This is a genomic window from Salmonella sp. SJTUF15570 (genome assembly GCF_043357055.1).
Classification (GTDB): Bacteria; Pseudomonadota; Gammaproteobacteria; order Enterobacterales; family Enterobacteriaceae; genus Salmonella; species Salmonella enterica.
Map to the genome: position 1 here is coordinate 91,349 of NZ_JBEUKJ010000013.1, position 22,614 is coordinate 113,962.

Annotated in this window: 25 protein-coding genes and 1 pseudogene; 12 read left to right on the forward strand and 14 right to left on the reverse strand. The window is 52.1% G+C overall.

The features are described 5' to 3' along the window. Window positions 1–25 precede the first annotated feature (25 nt). From hemW to ABVN44_RS20835, 5 genes are read right to left on the reverse strand one after another with little or no spacing between them, the layout of a single operon-like run. Window positions 26–1,162, reverse strand: coding sequence for a radical SAM family heme chaperone HemW (gene hemW, locus ABVN44_RS20815; protein WP_023138753.1), 1,137 nt, complete (start codon window positions 1,160–1,162; stop codon window positions 26–28). Further along, on the reverse strand, window positions 1,155–1,748 hold the full coding sequence (locus ABVN44_RS20820) for an XTP/dITP diphosphatase (protein ID WP_001174769.1): 594 nt from the start codon (window positions 1,746–1,748) through the stop codon (window positions 1,155–1,157). Before ABVN44_RS20820 ends, hemW begins: the two co-directional genes overlap by 8 nt. 7 nt (window positions 1,749–1,755) lie before the next feature. Further along, on the reverse strand, window positions 1,756–2,046 hold the full coding sequence (gene yggU, locus ABVN44_RS20825; RefSeq protein ID WP_001277203.1) for a DUF167 family protein YggU: 291 nt from the start codon (window positions 2,044–2,046) through the stop codon (window positions 1,756–1,758). Continuing rightward, window positions 2,043–2,609 carry a YggT family protein gene (locus tag ABVN44_RS20830; RefSeq protein ID WP_001094848.1) on the reverse strand — a complete coding sequence of 189 codons (567 nt, stop codon included), beginning with the start codon at window positions 2,607–2,609 and terminating at the stop codon, window positions 2,043–2,045. The genes yggU and ABVN44_RS20830 overlap by 4 nt, the downstream gene beginning before the upstream one ends. A gap of 18 nt (window positions 2,610–2,627) precedes the next feature. Continuing rightward, a complete protein-coding gene (locus tag ABVN44_RS20835) occupies window positions 2,628–3,332 on the reverse strand; it encodes a YggS family pyridoxal phosphate-dependent enzyme (protein ID WP_000997812.1) in 705 nt (234 codons plus the stop codon). Window positions 3,333–3,349: 17 nt separating this feature from the next. Between ABVN44_RS20835 and ABVN44_RS20840 the strand changes: the two genes are divergently transcribed. Together ABVN44_RS20840 and ABVN44_RS20845 are read left to right on the forward strand one after the other, a co-directional pair. Next, window positions 3,350–4,330: a type IV pilus twitching motility protein PilT gene (locus tag ABVN44_RS20840; protein WP_001055642.1), complete on the forward strand. Its 981-nt coding sequence runs from the start codon at window positions 3,350–3,352 to the stop codon at window positions 4,328–4,330. A gap of 129 nt (window positions 4,331–4,459) precedes the next feature. Continuing rightward, complete coding sequence (locus ABVN44_RS20845) at window positions 4,460–5,146, forward strand: IclR family transcriptional regulator (RefSeq protein ID WP_023202165.1); 687 nt, start codon at window positions 4,460–4,462, stop codon at window positions 5,144–5,146. A 46-nt stretch (window positions 5,147–5,192) separates the two neighbouring features. Here ABVN44_RS20845 and ruvX read toward each other — a convergent pair whose 3' ends face one another. From ruvX to metK, 8 genes are all read right to left on the reverse strand, one after another. Beyond that, window positions 5,193–5,609 (reverse strand): Holliday junction resolvase RuvX, encoded by a 417-nt coding sequence (gene ruvX, locus ABVN44_RS20850; protein ID WP_001285491.1) that lies wholly within the window; start codon window positions 5,607–5,609, stop codon window positions 5,193–5,195. Further along, window positions 5,609–6,172: a YqgE/AlgH family protein gene (locus ABVN44_RS20855; RefSeq protein ID WP_001053167.1), complete on the reverse strand. Its 564-nt coding sequence runs from the start codon at window positions 6,170–6,172 to the stop codon at window positions 5,609–5,611. The genes ruvX and ABVN44_RS20855 overlap by 1 nt, the downstream gene beginning before the upstream one ends. Before the next feature lie 215 nt (window positions 6,173–6,387). Then, complete coding sequence (gshB, locus tag ABVN44_RS20860) at window positions 6,388–7,335, reverse strand: glutathione synthase (RefSeq protein WP_023232636.1); 948 nt, start codon at window positions 7,333–7,335, stop codon at window positions 6,388–6,390. A 19-nt stretch (window positions 7,336–7,354) separates the two neighbouring features. After that, on the reverse strand, window positions 7,355–8,086 hold the full coding sequence (gene rsmE / locus ABVN44_RS20865) for a 16S rRNA (uracil(1498)-N(3))-methyltransferase (protein ID WP_001675718.1): 732 nt from the start codon (window positions 8,084–8,086) through the stop codon (window positions 7,355–7,357). A 76-nt stretch (window positions 8,087–8,162) separates the two neighbouring features. Next, on the reverse strand, window positions 8,163–8,870 hold the full coding sequence (endA, locus tag ABVN44_RS20870; protein ID WP_023232637.1) for a deoxyribonuclease I: 708 nt from the start codon (window positions 8,868–8,870) through the stop codon (window positions 8,163–8,165). Window positions 8,871–8,965: 95 nt separating this feature from the next. Then, the gene (locus ABVN44_RS20875; protein WP_000856775.1) at window positions 8,966–9,463 is read right to left on the reverse strand and encodes a SprT family zinc-dependent metalloprotease; all 498 of its coding nucleotides are present in this window, start codon (window positions 9,461–9,463) and stop codon (window positions 8,966–8,968) included. Between the two features lie 78 nt (window positions 9,464–9,541). Then, complete coding sequence (gene galP, locus ABVN44_RS20880) at window positions 9,542–10,936, reverse strand: galactose/proton symporter (RefSeq protein ID WP_001113171.1); 1,395 nt, start codon at window positions 10,934–10,936, stop codon at window positions 9,542–9,544. 492 nt (window positions 10,937–11,428) lie between these two features. Further along, complete coding sequence (metK, locus tag ABVN44_RS20885; RefSeq protein WP_001062140.1) at window positions 11,429–12,583, reverse strand: methionine adenosyltransferase; 1,155 nt, start codon at window positions 12,581–12,583, stop codon at window positions 11,429–11,431. Window positions 12,584–12,638: 55 nt separating this feature from the next. On the opposite strand from metK, the gene ABVN44_RS20890 reads away from it, so the two are divergent. From ABVN44_RS20890 to ABVN44_RS20915, 6 genes are all read left to right on the forward strand, one after another. Continuing rightward, window positions 12,639–12,938 carry a hypothetical protein gene (locus ABVN44_RS20890; RefSeq protein ID WP_001543499.1) on the forward strand — a complete coding sequence of 100 codons (300 nt, stop codon included), beginning with the start codon at window positions 12,639–12,641 and terminating at the stop codon, window positions 12,936–12,938. A 59-nt stretch (window positions 12,939–12,997) separates the two neighbouring features. After that, window positions 12,998–13,147, forward strand: coding sequence for a hypothetical protein (locus ABVN44_RS20895; protein ID WP_001751809.1), 150 nt, complete (start codon window positions 12,998–13,000; stop codon window positions 13,145–13,147). Between the two features lie 85 nt (window positions 13,148–13,232). Beyond that, entirely contained in the window at window positions 13,233–13,364 is a 132-nt protein-coding gene (gene yqgB / locus ABVN44_RS20900; RefSeq protein ID WP_000729109.1) for an acid stress response protein YqgB, read from the forward strand. 8 nt (window positions 13,365–13,372) lie between these two features. Next, window positions 13,373–15,349, forward strand: coding sequence for a biosynthetic arginine decarboxylase (speA, locus tag ABVN44_RS20905; protein WP_001278580.1), 1,977 nt, complete (start codon window positions 13,373–13,375; stop codon window positions 15,347–15,349). A gap of 143 nt (window positions 15,350–15,492) precedes the next feature. Beyond that, window positions 15,493–16,224: a hypothetical protein gene (locus tag ABVN44_RS20910; protein WP_000032796.1), complete on the forward strand. Its 732-nt coding sequence runs from the start codon at window positions 15,493–15,495 to the stop codon at window positions 16,222–16,224. A gap of 153 nt (window positions 16,225–16,377) precedes the next feature. Continuing rightward, on the forward strand, window positions 16,378–17,178 hold the full coding sequence (locus tag ABVN44_RS20915) for a FadR/GntR family transcriptional regulator (protein ID WP_001576357.1): 801 nt from the start codon (window positions 16,378–16,380) through the stop codon (window positions 17,176–17,178). A 314-nt stretch (window positions 17,179–17,492) separates the two neighbouring features. On the opposite strand, the pseudogene ABVN44_RS20920 reads toward ABVN44_RS20915, so the two are convergent. Then, window positions 17,493–17,783: pseudogene (locus ABVN44_RS20920) on the reverse strand (hypothetical protein). A gap of 628 nt (window positions 17,784–18,411) precedes the next feature. On the opposite strand from ABVN44_RS20920, the gene ABVN44_RS20925 reads away from it, so the two are divergent. From ABVN44_RS20925 to ABVN44_RS20940, 4 genes are read left to right on the forward strand one after another with little or no spacing between them, the layout of a single operon-like run. After that, the gene (locus ABVN44_RS20925; protein WP_000379526.1) at window positions 18,412–19,884 is read left to right on the forward strand and encodes a mannitol dehydrogenase family protein; all 1,473 of its coding nucleotides are present in this window, start codon (window positions 18,412–18,414) and stop codon (window positions 19,882–19,884) included. A gap of 2 nt (window positions 19,885–19,886) precedes the next feature. Continuing rightward, window positions 19,887–20,903 carry a zinc-binding alcohol dehydrogenase family protein gene (locus ABVN44_RS20930; RefSeq protein ID WP_000853913.1) on the forward strand — a complete coding sequence of 339 codons (1,017 nt, stop codon included), beginning with the start codon at window positions 19,887–19,889 and terminating at the stop codon, window positions 20,901–20,903. A 13-nt stretch (window positions 20,904–20,916) separates the two neighbouring features. Next, the gene (locus tag ABVN44_RS20935) at window positions 20,917–21,924 is read left to right on the forward strand and encodes an Ldh family oxidoreductase (RefSeq protein ID WP_000104231.1); all 1,008 of its coding nucleotides are present in this window, start codon (window positions 20,917–20,919) and stop codon (window positions 21,922–21,924) included. 38 nt (window positions 21,925–21,962) lie between these two features. Next, window positions 21,963–22,457 carry a YhcH/YjgK/YiaL family protein gene (locus ABVN44_RS20940; RefSeq protein ID WP_000965540.1) on the forward strand — a complete coding sequence of 165 codons (495 nt, stop codon included), beginning with the start codon at window positions 21,963–21,965 and terminating at the stop codon, window positions 22,455–22,457. The last annotated feature ends 157 nt before the right edge of the window (window positions 22,458–22,614 follow it).

Here is a 22,614-nt window from a genome sequence, read left to right on the forward strand (position 1 = left end):
GCTGGCGCGACAGGCTTATTCCTTGTTATTCCGCGAGAAACAACTCAAGAAGAGAGTTTAAAAACAGTTTACCGTGCCGGGTAATCTGCCAGTATTGCTCGCATTCGGTCAGGTAGCCCTGGGCAATAGCCTCGTCGATTGGCTGACGAATAACCGCTTCCGTAAGCCCGGTGTAGTCGACAAATTCGGCGCGAGGCGCGCGCTCCAGCAACCGAAAACGATTCATAAAGAACTCAAAGGGTTTATCGTCATCACTCACGTCACGCTGGCTTTCCAGGTAACGTCCCTGCATATAACCGCGTGGGTGACGGGTTTTGGTGGTGCGCAGGATCCTGCCGCCCGGGAAGGTGACTTTACCGTGGGCGCCGCAGCCAATACCCAGATAGTCGCCAAAGCGCCAGTAGTTCAGATTATGCTGGCACTGATAACCGGGTTTGGCATAGGCCGACGTTTCGTATTGCTGATAGCCCGCGGCGGTTAATAACTGGTGGCCCTGCTCAAAGATATCCCACAGTGCGTCATCGTCCGGTAAAACCGGCGGACGCGAACCGAACAGAGTGTTGGGTTCAATCGTCAATTGATACCATGAGAGATGCGGCGGATTAAGCGCAATCGCCTGTCGCAAATCATTCAGCGCCTCTTCCAGCGTTTGATCCGGCAATCCATGCATCAAGTCGAGGTTAAAGCTGCGTAGCCCAAGCCCATTTGCCAGTATTGCTGCCCGCATCGCCTCTTGTGGACCGTGAATACGGCCAAGACGTTTCAGCTTAGGCTCACTAAAGCTCTGCACGCCAATGGAGATCCGGTTTACGCCGGCGCGCTGATAGTCGATGAAGCGGTCGGCTTCGACCGTGCCGGGGTTCGCTTCCATGGTAATTTCCGCATCCGCCGCCAGATTCAGGCGCGCACGCACGCCGTCCAGCAGCGTTTGCATCGCCGGCCCGGAAAGCAGGCTTGGCGTACCGCCGCCAATAAAAATGGTCTTTACTTCACGCCCTTGCGCCCAGGCGACATCGGCGTCCAGATCGTTTAACAGATGCTGGACGTAGTCGTCATGCGGCACCTCGCCCTTCAACGCATGGGAATTGAAGTCGCAATATGGACATTTTTGTACACACCAGGGAATATGAATATAAAGACTGAGCGGCGGTAGTTTAGCCATTGCGTAACGCATCCAGCAGCAGCTTGAGCGCTTGTCCACGATGGGAAATCGCGCTTTTTTCTTCACGGGTCAGTTCTGCGGCGGTTTTGCCTTCAGACGGTACGAAGAAAATGGGATCATAGCCAAATCCGCCATTTCCGGCCGCCTGGCGAGTAATGACGCCAGGCCAGCTACCGTGACAGACTATCGGTGTGGGATCTTCGGCATGACGCAAATAAACCAGCACACAATGGAATCGCGCCTGGCGTTTGTCGTCCGGAACATCTCGTAGAGTATGCAGCAGTTTTTCCAGATTTTGCTGATCTGTCGCGTTTTCGCCAGAATAGCGCGCGGAATAGATACCCGGCGCACCGCCTAAAACGTCAACGGCCAGACCGGAGTCATCGGCAATGGCGGGCAGACCGGTCATTTTAGCGGCATGGCGCGCTTTGAGAATCGCGTTTTCAATAAACGTCAGGCCGGTTTCTTCCGCGGAGTCAACGCCCAGTTCCGTTTGCGCTACCACATCAAGCCCAAAATCGCTTAACAGCGACGCGAGCTCGCGCACTTTACCGGCGTTGCCGGTTGCGAGAACAACTTTTTGCATGGAATACCTACTCAGTTAACGCCGCAATTTCCGGCGGGATCTGTTGCGGGTGAATAATTTTTACCTGTTTGTGACGGCCCAGCTCGCCTTTTTCGATGACGATCTGACTTTTCGCCACGCGAAACTGTTTACCGAGAAACTTGATCAGATGGCTGTTTGCCTGACCGTCAACCGGCGGGGCGGTAATGGCGACTTTCACCTCGTCGCCATGTAAGCCCACAATACTGTCGCGGCTGGCTTTCGGCTGAATATAAAGCCGTAACACCAGACCGTCTTCGCAGCGAGTCACAGCACTCATAACGCCATCCACAGCCCCGGCAGCAACATGTTGCCTGTCGCTTGTAAGACTTCAGCGATCCCCATATTAACGACATACAGTAGCAGCACCAGAACCATCGGCGAGAAGTCGATGCCGCCCATCGCAGGCAGTATACGGCGAATCGGGCTGAGCAGCGGCTCGGCAAGCTGAATCAATACATATTCAATCGGGCTACGACCCTGGCTCACCCAGCTCATGATAGCCATGACCAGCAGCACCCAGAAGATCAGCAGGCCGATTGTTTTAAGCAAGATAAGCACAGCGGCAATCCAGATAATCGCCTGAAACGTAATTACCTTAAACAGCACTATCGCCTTAATAACGCTAAGAATAAACGCCACCAGCAGGGAAGCGCTGTCAATCGGCCCCATTGGCGGGATAATACGACGCAGCGGTCCGATGATGGGCTGCGTAATTTTCACCACGAACTGGGAGAAAGGGTTGTAAAAGTCGCAGCGGGCCCACTGCATCCACACGCGCAATAATAGCACCATGGTATACAGCTCAATTACCGTTGAGAGCAGGAAGGTCAACGTATTCATGGCGTTCCTCAGTTTTCCTTAATTTTTTGTGTAATCACGAGCACCAAAGATAGCGGTGCCGATGCGCACCATTGTGCTACCTGCCGCAATCGCGGCTTCCATATCGTCGCTCATACCCAGAGATAAGGTATCAACGTCAGGGTAGCGCGCTTTCAGCCCGGCAAATGCTACAGCCATTTGACGTGCGACTTCAAACTGCCTTACATAATCTGACTCTGGCGCCGGGATCGCCATCAGTCCGCGAAGCCGCAGACGCGGCAGTGTTGCCACCGCAGCGGCCAGCTCATCCAGTTCCGCCAGCGGAATGCCTGATTTGCTGTTTTCATCGCTGATATTAATTTGGATCAGAACATTTAGCGCCGGCAGATTATCCGGACGCTGTTCGCTCAGTCGCGAGGCGATACGCAGGCGATCGATGGTATGACACCAGTCAAAATGCTCGGCCACCAGCCGACTTTTGTTGGACTGTAAAGGGCCAATAAAGTGCCAGTGCAGGCCTTCCACTTTCGCTTCCTGAAAGTGGCGGATTTTTTCCACCCCCTCTTGTACATAATTTTCACCAAATGCCCGTTGTCCGGCGGCAATGGCTTCTGCGATGTCGCTCGCAGGTTTGGTTTTACTCACTGCAAGCAACGTAACTTCTTCTGAAGAGCGGCCGCAACGCGTCGCCGCGGCGGAGATTTTGTCCCGGATGTATGCCAGGTTATGCGCGATATCGTTCATTTTCCGAGGATGTTTATATGAATATGGAAGAAATTGTGACGCTTAGTGTAAAGCATAACGTCTCGGATCTACACCTGTGTAACGCCTGGCCTGCGCGATGGCGCAAACAAGGACGCATGGAGAACGCGCCTTTTACCGCACCTGATGTCGACAGGCTTCTGCTTGATTGGCTTAATGATGCGCAACAATATCAGTGGCGAACGCACGGCCAGCTTGATTTCGCCGTCTCGCTGTCTGGCACGCGGCGCCTGCGCGCCAGTGCGTTCACACATCAACAGGGAACGTCGCTGGCGCTACGGCTATTGCCCGAGCGTTGTCCTGATCTGGCGGAAATCCAGACGCCGCCGATAGTACCCGCACTGCTTGCCAGCGAGAACGGACTGATTCTGGTCACTGGCGCTACTGGCTGCGGGAAATCCACTACGCTGGCGGCGATGGTGGGACATCTTAATCAACATGCCGATAAACACATCCTGACGCTGGAAGATCCTATTGAGTACCGTTACACCAGCAAGCGTTGCCTGATACAGCAGCGGGAAATCGGCCAGCATTGCGCCACTTTTGCCGCCGGGCTGCGCGCGGCGTTACGTGAAGATCCCGATGTCATTTTACTGGGAGAGCTGCGTGACAGCGAGACCATTCGCCTGGCGCTGACGGCGGCGGAAACGGGGCATCTGGTACTGGCAACCCTGCATACTCGCGGTGCGGCGCAGGCGGTGGAAAGATTAGTGGATAGTTTTCCGGCGCAGGAAAAAGAACCGGTACGCAGCCAACTGGCGGGTAGTCTGCGCGCCGTACTATCACAAAAACTGGAGGTCGACAGACAGGATGGGCGCGTGGCGTTGTTTGAATTACTGATTAATACGCCAGCCACAGGGAATTTGATCCGTGAAGGCAAACTCCATCAGTTGGCCCACGTGATACAAACCGGGCAGCAGCAGGGGATGATGACATTCGCCCAGAGCGCGCAATGGCGTCAGGCGCAGGGACGGCTGTAGCGAAGATGGCGGCGTAGGGAAGGGGAAGTGTTGACTGGCGCGGTGGATTGAACGGCATACAGGCTTGTATCCTGGCGAACCGGCGTTAAAATCGCAGCTTTGTTAAAACCACAGCGAAGCCATTTAACGATGTCATCACAACCGAATCAAAGCCTGATAGATGGCATTCGCTGTCTGCAATATCTGGTCTCCAGCGACCGTGCTATCGGATGTCGCGAGCTTGCCCGGCTGATGGATATTAATACCACGCGCGTTAATCGCCTGTTAATGACGATGGCCTCTATTGGACTCACGATGCAGGATGAGCACCGACGCTATTTACCCGGGCCAGGCATTCATGCTTTGGCGGCGCAGGCGATTCGCGGTTCAGCGCTGTTCTCCCATGCGTTGCCTATCCTTGAGCGCCATGCGCCCAGAGACATCGTGGTGGCATTAGGCGTGCTATGGGAAGACCAGATTATCTATATTTATCACTCTACGCCGGGTTCGCAGGGAAGTCAGGCGCTGGCGGGGTTTCGCATGTGCCCGGCCTGGCAGTCGGTAACAGGAGTGGCGTTACTGGCGGCAGAAAGCGACGAGGCGCTAATGCAGCGTTTTACTCCGGAGCAGTGGCGTAATCTGGCACCGCATGTGGCGCAGCAGCGCCAGCGGGGATACGTGCTGTGGCATCACGCTGATGGTGAAGTTTCTATGGCGCAACCGCTAGGCAAGCACGCCGCAGCGCTGGCCTTTGCGGGAATGTGGCGGATTGATGAGGCGGAGGCGGCTGCGCGTTTACAGGCGTTGAAGGCATTAAACCAGCTTATTGCCCAGTAAGCCTGGCAACCGTGACCGCGTTATCCGCCTGCTGACAAAAACGGCTTTAATACCCCTGTTCAAAATAGCTTTCGAGGATAATCACGGCGGAGGCCGAATCCACTTTGCCTTTGTTCAGCGCGCGATACCCACCTCGTTCAAACAGACCAGAGCGTGCTTCAACGGTGCTGAGTCGTTCATCGTGCAGCGTGACAGTTACCCCGAAACGCCCATGAATACGGTTGGCGAATTTACGGGCGCGCGCCGTCAGCGGTTGTTCAGTACCATCCATATTGAGCGGTAGCCCGACAATAATTTCGTCCGGCTGCCACTCTTTCAGCAAACGTTCAATGAGCGTCCAGTCGGGCGTGCCGTCCTGTGCTTTGATTGCCGGAAGCGGACGGGCGGTGCCGGTAATGCGTTGTCCTATTGCAACGCCGATGCTTTTTGTGCCGAAGTCAAAGGCCAGTAAGGTGTCGCTCATCAGGCGTGCCCCGCAACGCCAGGCATGGTCAGAATATCAATGCCAATAAGTTTTGCCGCTTCGCGCCAGCGCTCGGCAATGGGCGTTTTGAACAAAATATTGAGATCGGCGGGCGCGGTAAGCCAGGCGTTATCAAGCAGCTCTTGTTCAAGCTGGCCTTTATCCCAGGAGGCGTAGCCCAGCGCGACCAGTACATCGGAAGGCTGTTGTTGGGTACCTAACGTTTCCAGCACATCGCGGGAGGTGGTAATCACGGTATTGTCTGAGATACGAATGCTGGAGGCGAAACGTGACGGCGGAGTATGGAGAATAAATCCGCGATCTTCCGCCAGCGGGCCGCCGAGCATCACGGCTTTATCAAGACGAATTGCCGAATCGCGCGGTTCCGGCGTAATTTTTAGTTTTTCCAGAATCCCTTCAATTTGCAGATTTTCCAAAGGCTTATTAATAATAATCCCCATAGCGCCGTCCTGGTTGTGCTCGCAAATATACACCACGGAACGGCGGAAAATCGGGTCCTGGAGCGCAGGCATGGCAATAAGAAAGTGATGCTGTAAATTCATTGTCAGAGGTTCTGTTTCCTGGTTCAAAAAAACGACAGCGTTCAGTATGTGGGGAAAGCGGACGGTTGTCACTCATATAAGCCGTCTTTTGCCAAAGGACGGCGGCCTTATCGGGCAATAGATTGCCGGATGGCGATGCTGATGCGCCGCCTTATCCGACCGGGGCGGCGTGATTGCTCAGGCCCGGTAAGCGCACGCCACCGGGCAATAAACGTTTACTTCGCCAGACGCGCTTCGATGGCGTCCATCAACATCCCGGTGATAGAGATCGGGTATTCCGCTTCAATTTCACGCACGCAGGTTGGGCTGGTCACGTTAATTTCCGTTAAGCGGTCGCCGATAATATCCAGACCGACGAAAATAAGCCCTTTGGCTTTAAGCGTCGGCCCAACGCGGCGGGCGATTTCCCAGTCGCTTTCGCTCAACGGACGGGGTTCGCCGCGACCACCAGCCGCCAGGTTGCCGCGGGTTTCGCCGCCCTGCGGAATACGCGCCAGGCAGTAAGGCACCGGCTCGCCGTCGACGACCAGGACGCGCTTATCGCCATCTTTGATAGCGGGCAAATAGTTCTGTGCCATGCAGTAGCGGTTGCCCAGCTCGGTCAGCGTTTCGGCAATAACGCCTATGTTAGGATCGCCTTCCTTAACGCGGAAAATGGACGCGCCGCCCATACCGTCCAGCGGTTTCATAATGATATCGCCGTGCTTTTCCCAAAACGCTTTGAGCTGCGCTTTATTGCGCGTTACCAGCGTTTCCGGCGTCAGGTCGGAAAACCAGGCAGTATACAGTTTTTCATTACAGTCGCGCAGGCTTTGCGGTTTGTTGACGATCAGCGTCCCTTCCTCTTCAGCGCGTTCCAGAATATAGGTCGCATAAATAAACTCGGTATCAAACGGCGGATCTTTGCGCATCAAAATGACGTCCAGATCGGCGAGTTTAATCTCCTGCTCGCTGCCGAACTCGTACCATTTATCGTAATTTTGCTCCACGCTCAACGTTCGCGTGCGGGCGCGGGCTTCGCCGTTAATCAGATAAAGGTCGGCCATCTCCATATAATGAAGTTCATAACCACGACGTTGGGCTTCCAGCAGCATAGCGAAACTGGTGTCTTTCTTGATGTTGATGTGTGCGATGGGGTCCATCACGATGCCGAGCTTGATCATTATTTTCTCCGTTAACGCTTCATCCTAAGTCGCCAAAACGCACCTGTAGCGCGGTAATGGCGGTGAGCGCGGTTGTCTCAGTACGCAGAACGCGAGGTCCTAACAGAATATCAGTAAACTGATAGCGCGCGGTCATCGCGATTTCGTCCGCCGACAGCCCGCCTTCCGGGCCGATCAGCAGTCGGACGCGTTCAACCGGCAGCGGCAGAGTGTTGATGCTGGCATGGGCGCGCGGATGAAGATTGAGCTTCAGCCCGGAATCTTGCTCGGCGCACCAGGCTTCCAGCGCCATCGGCGGGCGAATTTCCGGCACCCGGTTACGCCCGCATTGTTCGCAGGCGGCGATGGCGATCTTTTGCCACTGCTGGCGCTTTTTGTTCAGACGTTCATTATCCAGTTTAACGCCGCAGCGCTCAGAGAACAGTGGCGTAATGAGGCTTACACCTAGTTCGATCGATTTCTGGATAGTAAATTCCATTTTTTCACCGCGCGACATCACCTGGCCCAGATGGATATGTAGCGGCGATTCACGATCGTCGATTTCGCCTTTCATCACTTGCACTTCAACGCTTTTCTTACTGGCGCTAATGATTTCAGCATCGAATACCTGATTACTGCCGTCAAACAGCTGTAACGCTTGTCCCGCTCCCATGCGCAGTACACGACCAATATGGTTGGCCGCATCTTCGCATAACGAAATCTGCGTACCGGACGTCAACAATTCAGGGTGATAAATGCGGGGAATACGCATAATAAAAAAATCCGCGTCATGGCCCCGGCGTTTGGCTATCCAGGGCATGGGTTAACAAGAATCCCGCTAGTGTAGGTTAGCTCTTTCGCGCCTGGCAAGCGCGTTGCACATAGGGATTATGATTACCCTGGACCTTCGCGATACGCGCATCGCGCTCGCACTCCCAGGCGGTAACGGGGTACTGCTTATCCCAGACGTTAAAAAGCTGCGTTTGTTGGCGGGAAAGTTTCAGTTGGTATTGGTCGCGCATATAAAAATAAGTGCGGGCGATTGCGCCACGGGCGCGGGCGGGCGGCTCGGCGATTTTCGCTTTAAAATCCACTTTCATGGCGCATTGCCCGTACTGACCTTCGCCGCCGTTCCACTGGCTATACATAAAGTTGCCGCGATCGCCATTCACTTCGCCAATCGCGGGTTGCAGGTTATGCATATCGCTTTCCATTTTGCGGTAGACCGGGTCTTTAGCGCAGTTTTTTCGCCCGCCGTCCTGCCAGCACTGGCGCTGATGACCGAATTGCCAGGCGGGGACAACGTGCTCCCACTCAATGCGTCTGGCGCGATTCTCGTTTTTACGCACCTTATAGCCGCAGGACTCCAGGTCTACGACGCCTTTTTTACCCTGCCAGCGGATTTGGCACCCGCAGTAAAAGCTGCCGGGCGCGTCGGCATTGACTTTGACGCTCGCCGCTTTGGCCTGAGAAAAATTGTTAATGCCATCGGCCAGGGCCTGGCCTGAAAACGCTGCGGCCAGCAACACAGCGGCAAAAGAGAAATTACGGTACATTGCACACTCCATAGCAAAACGAGCCCGCAACGTAACGAAAGTTGTGTCTGTATGCAATCAGTCCGCTCAGGAAAGTTCCCGGACGTTTCGGGAAACTACCCGGCGACCAGTGGTTCGCCGCAGTGAACGCAACGATAAACCGCTTCGCCGCGTACTACGCGGTTATGACGGCGGACGGTGAGTTGATGTTGCTGGCATTGGCAATGGTAGGGAAAGGTATTGCGCCGTACGGATTGCAGCGCAAATTGATGAGTACGTCTGGCCGGAACGCCCAGCACGCTTTCCATCATCCACTTCCATTCCTTGCCATGCGGAGCCTTGCGTCCGAAGTGCTTCCACACCAACAGATGCGCCAGTTCATGCGGCACGACCTCTGCTATAAAGGTGTCGATGTTTTCCAGCAGTAACACCGGGTTGAGGCGGATTTCGTAGCTCTCCAGCCAGGCGGTGCCCGCCGAGGTGCCGCGTTGCGTATACACCAGTTTCGGCTCCGGATAATGTCTATCGAGCTTGAGGTTCGCCTGGGCGAGATTTTCCCGCAGACGGCGCATCACGGCCTGCTGGATAGCGATAGGGAGACGAGGGGTTTTCATAGCGGCAGAGAATAGTGCGACGGAAGAGGGACTGCAAGAAAAACGCTTCCTCCTGTGGCAGGAGGAAGCGTGGAGGGATTAGTCGTGGGCGCCGATTTCGCGCAGTTTACGACCTTTCATCAGGTTACGTTCAATGTGTTCCAGCGAAACGTGTTTGGTTTCCGGCACCAGCCACAGAGTCAGCAGGATAAACAGCACGTTCAGGCCAGCGTAGACCCAGAAGGTGTTGGCGTTACCCAGATTGTTCAGCATGGTCAGGAACGTTGCGCCGACGATCATATTGGCGATCCAGTTGGTCGCGGTGGAGCAGGTGATGCCGAAATCGCGGCCTTTCAGCGGCTGGATTTCGGAGCACAGTACCCAAATCAGCGGACCAGCGCTCATCGCAAATCCAATGATGAACATCAGCAGCATAGCGATAGCGAAGTATTGCGCAGACGGCGAATGGATGCCGATGTGCATCATCGTACCCAGAATCCCCATACCAATCGCCATGACCAGGAAGCCCAGCGTCAGGGTCGGCTTGCGGCCCCAGCGGTCAACCAGGCCGATAGCGATGAAGGTTGCCAGCACGTTAGTCAGACCAACAATAACGGTGCCCCACATCTGCTCCGTGGTATTCGTGTACCCCGCCAGTTCGAAGATTTTCGGCGCGTAATACATGATGACGTTCATCCCGGTAAATTGCTGCATGACCTGCAACAAAATGCCAAGAAACACGGCGCGGCGGAAGTTGCTGTTCTCTTTGAACAGCGCCCAACCGCTCTGTTTAACCTGCAAACTTTCGCGAATTTCATCGAGCTCACGTTTTGCTTCCGCACTGGTGTCACGCAGGCGCAACAGGACGCGTTCAGCATCATGGAAACGGCGTTTCGCCGCAAACCAGCGCGGGCTGTCCGGCAGGAAGAAGACGCCGATCAGCAGCAGAATGGCCGGGATGATGATCACGCCGAGCATCCAGCGCCATGCGCCGCTGTAGCTGAACGCGGTGTCGGACAGATAAGCGCCCAGAATCCCGATGGTGATCATGAGCTGGTACATTGAGATCATACTGCCGCGAATTTTTTCCGGCGCGATCTCGGACAGGTACAACGGTGCAGTGTAGGAAGCGACGCCGACGGCCAGACCCAGCAGCACGCGAGAAATAATCAGGACTTCAACGTTAGGCGCCGCAGCGGAGAACAGCGAACCGGCGACGAACAGGATAGCGCCGATCATCAGGCTTTTTTTACGACCCAGCTTAAAGGAGAGCCAGCCGCTGCCGACAGCGCCGACGGCCGCGCCAAACATCATGGAGCTGACCACCCATTCCTGAGTGTGTGCGGTAATCTGAAACTCGTCGGTAATGAAGGGTAAAGCACCGGCGATAACGCCGATATCCAGGCCAAAAAGTAATCCTGCCAGGGCTGCAAGAAAGCAGACAAAAAATGTCATGGCCTTGTTGGAACGCCCTTGTTTTTTATTGTCAGGCATTATGCCCTCCGGTTGGGTTAGCAATTTTATCGATGTTAAGAGTAGGTGAGTACGCCGTAAAAAGATGTGAGGCTAATCACAATGGTGTAATCGTTTACACTACTATTTATCTCGGTGATTATTTAATTATCTGAAAAATAATAGTTTTAATAATCTTATAACCATATCAATCGCCTGGTATTCAGACAAAGTTGAAAAATTATGTAATATTTTCATCGCAGAATTAGCATACCGATAGTGATGTAGTCAGTTCTTAATGAAAATGAATGTAACCGCTTTCATAATGACTGAAACTGAATGATAAAAAGTGTAGTCGAAGAAACGAAAGGGGAGAGTGGATTGTGCTGCGCATCACAAAAAGGTCAGTATAAATTCACGCTGGAATATCTGATAACGTTGCGTGTATCAGCAATGATAAAGGCCAGCAGAGCGCTGGCCTTGATAAGTACGGTATGGTTTCCCTGACTGAAAAACAGCGTCAGGCGCGGGCGATTATTTCAGACCGGCAGCATCGCGCAGCAGTTGCGCTTTGTCGGTTTTTTCCCATGGGAAGTTTTCGCGACCGAAGTGGCCGTAAGCCGCAGTTTCTTTGTAGATCGGGTGCAGCAGATCCAGCATCTGAATCAAGCCGTACGGGCGCAGGTCGAAGAATTCGCGCACCAGCAGAATCAACTGTTCAGCAGGCACTTTTTCAGTACCGAACGTTTCCACCATGATGGACGTCGGCTCCGCTACGCCGATAGCGTAGGAGACCTGGATTTCACAGCGATCCGCCAGACCTGCCGCCACGATGTTTTTCGCGACATAACGCGCAGCGTAAGCTGCAGAACGGTCAACTTTAGACGGATCTTTACCGGAGAAGGCGCCGCCGCCGTGACGCGCCATACCGCCGTAGGTATCAACGATGATCTTACGACCGGTCAGACCACAATCGCCCATCGGGCCGCCGATAACAAAACGCCCGGTTGGGTTGATAAAAAACTTAGTGGACGTATTTAACCATTCAGACGGCAGAATGGGTTTGATGATCTCTTCCATCACCGCTTCTTGCAGCGATTTTTGGTCGATATCTTCTGCGTGCTGCGTAGAGAGAACCACGGCGTCAATACCGACGATTTTGCCGTCGTCATACTGGAAAGTGACCTGGCTTTTTGCATCCGGACGCAACCATGGCAGGGTGCCATTTTTACGCACTTCAGCCTGACGCTGTACCAGACGGTGCGCGTAGGTGATTGGCGCAGGCATCAGTACGTCGGTTTCATTTGTCGCGTAGCCAAACATCAGGCCCTGGTCGCCCGCGCCTTGTTCCAGCGGGTCTGCGCGGTCAACGCCCTGGTTGATATCCGGAGACTGTTTGCCAATTGCGCTCAGTACCGCGCAAGAGTTGGCGTCAAAGCCCATGTCGGAATGCACATAGCCAATTTCGCGCACCGTATTACGGGTAATCTCTTCGATATCGACCCAGGCGCTGGTGGTGATCTCACCGCCAACTAAAACCATGCCGGTTTTAACGTAGGTTTCACAGGCGACGCGTGCTTTCGGATCCTGTTGCAGGATAGCGTCCAACACGGCATCAGAGATTTGGTCTGCGATTTTGTCAGGATGCCCTTCTGATACGGACTCAGACGTAAAAAGGTGTTTTGCCATATTTAATTTCACCTAAGGAGAATTTAGTTAGCTCAAACTGTTGTGCGGAATAGTCATGACAGAAGATTCTACCATGAGTCTGAAGGTTACTGACACTGGCAGTCTGAGTGTTAATCAGTATGGATGGATTAACATCTGGACGGCTATTTTAGGTCACTTCTTCGCCCAATTTCCAGCTTTTTTTGAAGGCCGTCGCAATGTCGGTCAAAATCAAGCGGTAAACGTTTCTGATAATGCTGACATTATGCGCATTTATGCTTTGCTTTTTTTCTGCGTTCTGGGTATAAAACGCGACGCGCGGCTCATACAAAAGCACACGACGTTTTCTTCGTGTCGCCACTTCCAGCCGGGTTAAAACGTTGCTTTGGCTTGTGGGTTCGTCTTACGAGGCGGCCGTGGAGGTGATACGAGATAATGAACCGTTGTATTCTGCTGAATCTGTCGCATCGTTCTGGTGCGCGCATGTCCCCCGCAATCTGCATCTCTGCTTTGCATACCTGCCGATGTTATACCCATCTCGGCGCTTCTCAGGATTCCAGAGCCGGCAATGGCGCTGAAGACTGAACAAGGGCGCTCTTGTTAACGCAAGAGTTTTCTCGTGGTTTCGCCGAACCGTTATCTGTGAGTTCGGTTACGTGTTTACAATGATATGAAAAAGAAACCGGTCGCGCAGGCGGAGCATCAGCGCTATCTGCTGGAAAATCCGCTTGTCTATGGGTTGTTATCGCGTCTTCGGATTGCGATAGTAGTCAACTGTTTTACACTTGCTAATAAAAATTGAGGTTCGCTATGTCTGACGACATGTCTATGGGTTCGCCTTCGTCAGCAGGCGAACAGGGTGTACTACGCTCCATGCAGGAGGTTGCAATGAGCTCCCAGGAAGCCAGCAAGATGCTGCGCACTTACAATATTGCCTGGTGGGGCAATAACTACTACGACGTCAACGAGCTGGGCCATATTAGCGTATGCCCCGATCCCGACGTACCGGAAGCGCGTGTCGATCTTGCCAAACTGGTGAAAGCGCGCGAAGCGCAAGGTCAGCGTCTGCCGGCGCTGTTCTGCTTCCCGCAGATCCTGCAACACCGTTTGCGTTCAATTAACGCGGCGTTTAAGCGTGCGCGTGAATCTTACGGTTATAACGGCGACTACTTCCTCGTTTACCCGATTAAGGTCAATCAGCATCGCCGCGTGATCGAGTCCCTTATCCATTCCGGTGAACCGTTGGGGCTGGAAGCGGGGTCAAAAGCGGAATTGATGGCGGTGCTGGCGCATGCCGGCATGACCCGTAGCGTGATCGTCTGTAATGGTTATAAAGACCGTGAATACATTCGGCTGGCGCTGATTGGCGAGAAGATGGGCCATAAGGTTTATCTGGTCATCGAAAAGATGTCTGAAATCGCGATTGTGCTGGAAGAGGCCGAGCGCCTGAACGTGGTTCCTCGTCTGGGCGTGCGTGCGCGTCTGGCCTCTCAGGGGTCCGGTAAGTGGCAATCCTCCGGCGGCGAAAAATCAAAATTCGGCCTGGCGGCGACCCAGGTGCTGCAACTGGTGGAGACCCTGCGTGACGCCGGGCGTCTGGACAGTCTGCAACTGTTGCACTTCCACCTGGGATCGCAGATGGCGAACATTCGCGATATCGCGACCGGCGTGCGCGAGTCCGCGCGTTTCTATGTTGAGCTGCATAAGCTGGGCGTTAATATCCAGTGCTTCGACGTGGGCGGCGGTCTGGGCGTGGATTATGAAGGTACCCGCTCGCAGTCCGACTGTTCGGTGAACTATGGCCTGAACGAATATGCCAATAACATCATCTGGGCGATTGGCGATGCCTGCGAAGAGCATGGTTTACCGCATCCGACGGTGATTACCGAGTCTGGCCGCGCCGTCACTGCGCACCATACGGTACTGGTCTCTAACATTATCGGCGTGGAGCGTAACGAATACACGGATCCGACTGCCCCTGCTGAAGATGCGCCGCGCGCGCTGCAAAATCTGTGGGAAACCTGGCAGGAGATGCATAAGCCTGGCACTCGCCGCTCGCTGCGTGAATGGCTGCATGATAGCCAAATGGATCTGCACGATATTCATATCGGCTACTCTTCCGGCGCGTTTAGTTTGCAGGAGCGCGCCTGGGCGGAGCAACTTTATCTCAGCATGTGCCATGAAGTGCAGAAGCAACTGGACCCGCAAAACCGTGCGCATCGTCCGATTATCGACGAACTGCAAGAGCGGATGGCGGACAAAATGTACGTCAACTTCTCGCTGTTCCAGTCAATGCCGGACGCGTGGGGAATCGATCAGCTCTTTCCGGTACTGCCGCTGGAAGGGTTAGATCAGGTACCGGAACGTCGTGCCGTGCTGTTGGATATAACCTGTGATTCCGATGGCGCTATCGACCACTATATCGATGGCGACGGTATCGCCACGACGATGCCGATGCCGGAATACGATCCAGAGAATCCGCCGATGCTCGGCTTCTTTATGGTCGGCGCCTATCAGGAGATCCTCGGTAACATGCACAACCTGTTTGGCGATACTGAAGCGGTTGACGTGTTTGTCTTCCCGGATGGTAGCGTCGAGGTTGAGCTGTCGGACGAAGGCGATACCGTTGCGGATATGCTGCAATATGTGCAACTGGATCCGAAAACGCTGTTAACGCATTTCCGCGACCAGGTAAAACAGACGGATCTGGACGATGCGTTGCAGCAGCAGTTCCTTGAGGAATTTGAAGCGGGACTGTACGGTTATACTTATCTTGAAGATGAGTAATTAAGAGTATTCCGCTTGTGGGTCGATTTAATTATTTAAATCGACCCTTTTATATTTTATAAATTCTTAATTATCAGCGCGTCGCTTCTCTATGTAATTTTATGGGCCTACAATCCCCCTAATAATTAAAAAGGGGTGTGAGTATGAGTAAATTTAAATTTAACGCCGTCATTGTTGGCTTGTTTTTGCTGTTAGGCGGCTGTTCCAGCGGAATGCAATCTAATAATGGCTCTTCATCCGACGTCGGCACCGCCTGGGGCGGCGACGTGCATTCATCGGTACAAAGCGTTTCGGTAGAACGTGCCGATCGAGAACCTGCCGAAATGGTGGTAATAAATTACTCCACTCAATATCCGTCAGGTTACGATAAAGTTTATAGTATACGTATCAGCGATCTTGAATATGCTGTGCGCGACGCTAATTTTAATTCGATTCCAATTACTCGTCGCTACAACGCATCAATGGGACAATGGCAATATAGTATTCCTGCAAGATCAGGGATGAACTATCAGTTATATATCCGTAATTACAGTCATGATACCAATTACGAAATCGTCGCAACGGTTGATGGCCTGGACGTGTTGAACGGAAAAGCAGGCTCGCTGAATCATCATGGCTATATTGTTAACGCCGGCGATTCACTGGCGATTAAAGGGTTTCGCAAAGATAAACACACTGAGGCGGCATTCCAGTTCGCCGACGTAGCTGACGCTTATGCGGCCCACTCCGCGCAGGGCGATGTACGCAACATCGGCGTCATCGGCTTTGCCGCCTTTGCATTGCAGGGTAAAGCAACAAATACGCTACCGCCTTGTTCCTCGCAGGCTTTCCCGGCGGACAACAACGGGTATGCGCCGCCGCCCTGCCGCAAATAAACCCGGCATCAAACGTCAAATATGCGTTATGGGAATCAGCGCCTTTCCTGCCGAGTCTGGTGGGGAAGGACTGTGTGACGCGCATAGCCGTAGGTTGTGGGAAAGAAACGACCACTCTCTGGCAGGGAAATTGTTTACCATAAACATTAGGATTTGTTTACACTACCCTCAAGTGGAGCAATTGCTGTCTACATAGGTATGTGCATGGAACAAATTTTAACCAAGCGGCGCTATTTTGATATAGGGCTGCAAATAGAAGAACTACTCTATTCAGGGGTATTTAAAGCTGGCGAGCGACTTCCGGCGGAGAGAGAACTCAGCGAGCGTTTTCAAACCAGCCGCACGACGATTCGTGAGGCGATTATTATGCTTGAGCTGAAGGGAGTGGTAGAGGTTAAGCAAGGCGCAGGCACTTACTTTATTGATAGTCTGGAGAAAATCAATCAAAAAGCGCTCTTGCCTTACTCAGACATTGGCCCCTTTGAATTGCTACAGGCCCGGCAGGTCATCGAAAGCAACATCACCGGTTTTGCCGCTACGCAAATAAGATTTAATGAACTTAAGCAGCTTAAACGTATTATTGAGCAGCAGGAAAAGCAGATTGGCGGCGACAGCGACAAATTTGAAGAACTGGATCGCCAGTTCCACAATATCATCGCGGAATCCACGCAAAATCGTGTATTAATGAAACAATCTGCCGAGCTGTGGCGGGCTGTCAGGACCGAAAATCCGCGCTGGAAGCAGTTAAACTATAAGTATTTACATAAGAAAGAGTTAAGAATGAAATGGGTGGAAGATCACCGTAGTATCTTCCTTGCATTGCAAAAACGCGATGCTGAGCAGGCCAGACAGGCCTCGTGGACCCATCTTGAAAACAGTAAAAATGAGCTGGTAAAAATCTTCCAACAGGATGATTCGCTGGAAGATTTTGATGATTTTTTCTTCGCCACCTGACGGCTATTTTCAGGCGGATGACATTTTTGTCAGCGATTAACCGGGCCTGCCGCCAAAAACAAGCCCGGAGAGAGGGAATCAGGCTTCGTAAACGCTCAGTTTATCCCAGTCAAACTCTACGCCAATGCCGTAGGTGTCCGGTGCCACGGCGCGATAATTGTCGACCACCAGCGGATGTTTGGTATATTGATCGATCGGGAAGCTGTGAACTTCCAGTCAGCCAGTCTCGAATGCGGAAACCAGTCTGACGTGTAATTCCTGCATACCGAGCGAGCATGCCAAACGACCGCCATTCGTCGACAGACGCGCCGCCTTCAGCCAGCCATTTTCCACAGCGGCAGTTTTTCACGTTTGCCTTTCAAATCCCAAAGAGCGATATCCACCGCAGACATCGCAAACGATGCGATGCCTCCGCGACCCACATAGTGAATATGCTATTCCATAAAGTCATAGATATCGTCAATCGCAGCGCCATCTATCCCTGACAGTACCGGGGCAAGATCGTGGTCGATCATCGCTTTAATTGCATACCCTCCCTTTCCGCCGGTATAGGTATATCCGGTGCCAGTTGAACCGTCTTCCAGCGTAATCGTCGTGGTTACCAGTTCGAAATGGCTATTATGCCATGTTTCACGTCAACTAAGACCTCGGCCAGAGGGGCTTTGAAAGCTTTGTTTCAACGTACCTAATCTGCGTCTTCATCAATTTTTTCCTGTTTTCAATCAATGGATTAATTTGCCAATTACGTCTAAAGGCGGCTCACTCCTCATCGCTTTAGCAGCGACCCGGATGATCAAAACCGTAACTGATGTTCTTAGGTTAACGTTGATGCTGATAATAAATTGAGTTCATTAATTCACTAGACAAATTATCAGGTTTGGTTTGCTGTATTTCGGGTAATTATTGAACCAATCATGCGTGACATATACGCTCGCAGCGGGCATGTTATTCAATAAGATATTGTTTTTCATGGTGTTTAATGATTACTGGTTGTATGGGTGGTATGCCAATTCGTGGCCTATTTTTCTAATCAAAATCATGCTTTTGTGAATCGTAAAATTTATCCTGACAAGCGCATTTTATAACCAATTGATAAATAAATTATTTTTATTCATTGGTTATTAGTCAGCATACCAGGGTAAAGAATCTGGTGCCATGATTGTGATCATATTCACGGATTTTGGTATGATGTTTAAGCAGAATTGGTAAACAAAACAGGAGTGGGAAAAATTCATGGACACCATAGCTCGCCAGTTAGACGCCGCAAGGCACCAATTCAAAACGACTTATTCACGTCAGGGAATGGAAGCCAACATCGTACATATTGGATTTGGCGCCTTTCACCGTGGTCACCAGGCTGTTTATAACGATCTCACGAATGAGATAACCGGCAACCGCTGGGGGATTTTTGAACTAAATCTGTTCGGCGATGCGGAGCTAGTGGATGCGCTAAATGCGCAACAGGGGCTGTTTTCAGTGGTGGAAACGTCAGCCAGCGCCATCAACAGTCGCCTGGTTCGTACCATCACCGGCGCGTTGCATACGCCGAAGTCAGGTATTCAGGCGGCGATCGAGAAGCTGACTGAGCCGCAGGTAAAAATTGTTTCGTTGACGATAACGGAAAAAGGTTACTGCACCGATCCACGGTCCAGAACGCTCGATCTCAGCCATCCGCTCATCAAACACGATCTTGCCGATCCTGAACATCCCCGGTCAGCACTCGGACTGATCGTCGAAGCGCTACGGATACGCCGCCAGCAAGGGCTTCCCCCGTTTAGTGTACTGTCGTGCGATAACATTCCGGAAAACGGTCATTTGACCAAAACGGCGATCGTTACGTTTGCCGATAATCTTGATCCGCAACTGGCGGCCTGGATAGCGAAGCATGTCACCTTTCCTGGCACCATGGTCGATCGCATCGTGCCGGCAATGACGCCAGAGCAATTTGACATGATTAAAGACCAGATCGGTTTTGCCGATCCCTGCGGCATCGTATGCGAGGATTTCCGTCAGTGGGTTATCGAAGATAATTTCGTTGCCGGTCGTCCTGACTGGGATAAAGCAGGGGCGATGTTCGTCTCGGACGTGCTTCCCTATGAAGAAATGAAACTTCGTATGCTGAATGGCAGCCATTCGTTTCTCGCCTATAACGGCAGCCTGGCTGGATATGAGTTTATCTATCAGTGCATGGAAGACGACGCTTTTAAAACCGCCGTACATCATTTAATGACGGAAGAGCAGGCAAAATCGCTGCGCCCGAATTTGGCGGTAGATGTACATCAATATGCGCAGTTGCTCATTGAGCGATTCAGCAACCCGAACATTAAACATAAGACCGGACAGATTGCGATGGACGGTTCTCAGAAGTTGCCTCAGCGGGCCGTCGATCCTTATCTGACGCTCCAGGCGCGCGGCGTTAAGGGCAGGGCGTTGGCGACGCTGATTGCGGGCTGGCTCCATTACGTCATTAATACGCTCTCTCAGGGGCAGAGTGTGGCCGACCCGCTCAATGATACCTTCAATGCGGCTATTAAAAATAAAAACACGCGATGGGAACAAGCGCTGTCTTTGCTGCAGATAAATAGCATCTTTGGAACGCTGGCCGGCGACAACGCAGATTTTTTAAACGACATTCAGCAGGCCTTTAACCATATTGAATTACATGGCGTCACGGCCACCATTCACCGTTTATCTTCAAAGGGTTAAGTATGAAAACGCTTATCTGTAATAATCCGGGAAATATCGAATACATTGAAAGAGATATTCCTCATTTAAAAGACGATGAAGTACTGTTAAAAATTAAAGCGGTTGGTATTTGCGGCACCGATATCCATGCGTTTGCCGGCCGCCAGCCCTTTTTTGCCTATCCGCGCGTGCTGGGTCATGAAATTTGCGGCGTGGCAGAAATGTTGGGTAAATCGTGCAGCACGGCGAAGGTCGGCCAACGCTATAGCGTTATTCCCTGTATTCCTTGCGGCGCTTGCGCAGCCTGCCGGGAAGGAAAAACCAACTGCTGTGAGAACGTCTCGCTGTATGGCGTTCACCAGGACGGCGGCTTTAGCGAATATCTGGCCGTTCGTGAACAAAATCTGGTTGAACTGTCGGATAACCTCACCGACAGCGCGGGCGCGCTGGTTGAGTGTTTCGCCATCAGCGCCCATGCAGTACGCCGCGCTGACGTGAAGCCGCAGCAAAACATTGTGGTGGTCGGCGCCGGGCCGATTGGGCTGGCCGCCGCCGCGATAGCAAAAGCCAAAGGCGCTCGCGTCGCGGTAGCTGATATTGACGCCGAACGCCGTCGTCTGGTCGCCGAAAAGGTAGGCGTTGCAACGCTCGATCCGTCGTCAGACGACTATATTGATGCGCTGAAAGCCTGTTTCTCCGGTGAATTAGCCGGCACTGTGCTTGATGCCACCGGCAATAAATCCTCCATGAGCCGCGCTGTCGATCTGATTCGTCACGGCGGAAAAATCGTCTTCATCGGGCTGTATATCGGCGAGCTCGTCATTGACGATCCGACCTTCCATAAAAAAGAGACCACGCTATTGAGCAGCCGTAACGCGACGCGGGAAGACTTCGAATGTGTCATTGAGCTAATGGCTCAGGGCGCTATTAGCGAAACAATGATGAAAAACCAGGAATTCGATTTCTATACGTTCGGCAACCAGTACCAGAAGAACGTGGTAGAAAACAAAAAATTGGTTAAAGGCGTTATCAAATTTTAATAGCGGGATAGTTATGTCAACAATATTAGTCAAAGAAAATGAATTGAAAGCGCTGGCGTTTAATAAACTCACCCAGGCGGGCCTTGACGCGCAAACGGCGCAGCAGGTAGCCGACGTTTTGGTTCATGCCGATATTACCGGCGTTCACTCCCACGGCGTTATTCGCGTAGAGCACTATTGTACCCGCCTGAACGCAGGCGGGCTCAATCCAAAAGCAACATTCAGCATCGAACAGATTTCGCCTTCAGTCGCTATTCTGGACTCTGATGATGGAATGGGACACTGCGCGCTGATAAAGGCGACAGATCACGCTATTAGTCTGGCGAGAGAGACGGGGCTGGGTTTCGTCAGCGTCAAAAATACGTCCCACTGCGGCGCGCTCTCGTGGTTCATTGAGCAGGCGACAAGCCAGGGAATGGTGGCTATCGCCATGACGCAAACGGATACCTGCGTTGCGCCGTATGGCGGCGCGGAGCGCTTTCTGGGGACTAACCCAATCGCCTTCGGCTTCCCCGTTAAAGACAGCCATCCGATGATCGTCGATATGGCGACCAGCGCCATTGCGTTTGGTAAAATTCTGCACGCCAAAGAAACCGGGAAACCAATAGGTCATGGTCTGGCGCTGGATAAAGAGGGACATATCACTACCGATCCGCATAAAATTGAAAATCTGCTGCCCTTTGGCGGACACAAAGGTTCTGGTATTGCCCTGGCGATTGATGCGCTCACGGGCGTCCTGATGGGGGCAAACTTTAGCAACCATATTGTTCGGATGTATGGCGACTATGACAAGATGCGCAAGTTAGCGAGTCTGGTTATCGTTATTGATCCGCAGATGTTGGGCAATCCGCTGTTTTCCTCAATAATGAGCACAATGGTCAATGAGCTAAGGGCTGTAAAACCGATGCCCGGTGTTGATAAAGTGCTGGCGCCAAACGATCCGCAAATCGCCTATAAAGAAAAATGTTTAAAAGAAGGTATTCCTGTGGCTGAAGGTATTTACCAGTACCTGATTGGCTGATAATTATAATCACGACCATTATTTAGGATAACTATAGTATGCTATATGGAAATATAGAGCAGCTTACTTTATTACCTTACGTTAACAACATTATTAAAAAACTTATCATCGAAGCGGTGAAGATAGCTGAAGACCAGCCTGCTGGTAGATATGAACTTTCTTTCCCGGAATCATTTCTTATGATAAGCGAAGGAGAAACGCACTCTTCGTTAAACCGCAAAGCTGAACTTCATAAAAAATATATCGATGTTCAGATTTTACTAAGCGGTTATGAGGAGATTGGCTATTCCAACAAAATTGATACCAGGATAAAGGAGCTTGAGCATCTTCCTGATGACATCATCTTTCCTGAATGTGTCGCTAATGAGCAGTTCGTTACATTAAATCCTGGCGATTTCGCGCTTTTTTACCCCAACCAGATCCACCGTCCGCTTTGTACGCGTGGTAAACCTGCGCCGGTTAAAAAAGCGATTGTGAAAATTCCGGCCACGGCATTTAGCGAGTCAAGCTTGCCCTGTCAGACGAAGGAATAAAGAAAGCGCCAAATACAATTCAGGAAGAGACCTTCAAGTCATCCTGAATTACAGCCAGAATGAATAAGGTGGCACTTTTCTGACTTCAGAGCCTTTTCGCGTTGAGGCTAATCGCGGAAAGGCTTTTTACGTTCTGTAAAAAGAGGATGCGGGGTCT

Coding starts and splice junctions, on each gene's coding strand:
- ABVN44_RS20875 (WP_000856775.1), bottom strand. CDS start 9,463: ATGAAAACCCCTCGTCTCCCTATCGCTATCCAGCAGGCCGTGATGCGC.
- ABVN44_RS20835 (WP_000997812.1), bottom strand. CDS start 3,332: ATGAACGATATCGCGCATAACCTGGCATACATCCGGGACAAAATCTCC.
- ABVN44_RS20840 (WP_001055642.1), top strand. CDS start 3,350: ATGAATATGGAAGAAATTGTGACGCTTAGTGTAAAGCATAACGTCTCG.
- ABVN44_RS20895 (WP_001751809.1), top strand. CDS start 12,998: ATGAACCGTTGTATTCTGCTGAATCTGTCGCATCGTTCTGGTGCGCGC.
- ABVN44_RS20940 (WP_000965540.1), top strand. CDS start 21,963: ATGCTATATGGAAATATAGAGCAGCTTACTTTATTACCTTACGTTAAC.
- metK (WP_001062140.1), bottom strand. CDS start 12,583: ATGGCAAAACACCTTTTTACGTCTGAGTCCGTATCAGAAGGGCATCCT.
- endA (WP_023232637.1), bottom strand. CDS start 8,870: ATGTACCGTAATTTCTCTTTTGCCGCTGTGTTGCTGGCCGCAGCGTTT.
- rsmE (WP_001675718.1), bottom strand. CDS start 8,086: ATGCGTATTCCCCGCATTTATCACCCTGAATTGTTGACGTCCGGTACG.
- hemW (WP_023138753.1), bottom strand. CDS start 1,162: ATGGCTAAACTACCGCCGCTCAGTCTTTATATTCATATTCCCTGGTGT.
- ruvX (WP_001285491.1), bottom strand. CDS start 5,609: ATGAGCGACACCTTACTGGCCTTTGACTTCGGCACAAAAAGCATCGGC.
- ABVN44_RS20935 (WP_000104231.1), top strand. CDS start 20,917: ATGTCAACAATATTAGTCAAAGAAAATGAATTGAAAGCGCTGGCGTTT.
- speA (WP_001278580.1), top strand. CDS start 13,373: ATGTCTGACGACATGTCTATGGGTTCGCCTTCGTCAGCAGGCGAACAG.
- yggU (WP_001277203.1), bottom strand. CDS start 2,046: ATGAGTGCTGTGACTCGCTGCGAAGACGGTCTGGTGTTACGGCTTTAT.
- ABVN44_RS20820 (WP_001174769.1), bottom strand. CDS start 1,748: ATGCAAAAAGTTGTTCTCGCAACCGGCAACGCCGGTAAAGTGCGCGAG.
- ABVN44_RS20855 (WP_001053167.1), bottom strand. CDS start 6,172: ATGAATTTACAGCATCACTTTCTTATTGCCATGCCTGCGCTCCAGGAC.
- ABVN44_RS20910 (WP_000032796.1), top strand. CDS start 15,493: ATGAGTAAATTTAAATTTAACGCCGTCATTGTTGGCTTGTTTTTGCTG.
- ABVN44_RS20830 (WP_001094848.1), bottom strand. CDS start 2,609: ATGAATACGTTGACCTTCCTGCTCTCAACGGTAATTGAGCTGTATACC.
- galP (WP_001113171.1), bottom strand. CDS start 10,936: ATGCCTGACAATAAAAAACAAGGGCGTTCCAACAAGGCCATGACATTT.
- ABVN44_RS20925 (WP_000379526.1), top strand. CDS start 18,412: ATGGACACCATAGCTCGCCAGTTAGACGCCGCAAGGCACCAATTCAAA.
- ABVN44_RS20845 (WP_023202165.1), top strand. CDS start 4,460: ATGTCATCACAACCGAATCAAAGCCTGATAGATGGCATTCGCTGTCTG.
- ABVN44_RS20890 (WP_001543499.1), top strand. CDS start 12,639: ATGACAGAAGATTCTACCATGAGTCTGAAGGTTACTGACACTGGCAGT.
- yqgB (WP_000729109.1), top strand. CDS start 13,233: ATGAAAAAGAAACCGGTCGCGCAGGCGGAGCATCAGCGCTATCTGCTG.
- ABVN44_RS20930 (WP_000853913.1), top strand. CDS start 19,887: ATGAAAACGCTTATCTGTAATAATCCGGGAAATATCGAATACATTGAA.
- gshB (WP_023232636.1), bottom strand. CDS start 7,335: ATGATCAAGCTCGGCATCGTGATGGACCCCATCGCACACATCAACATC.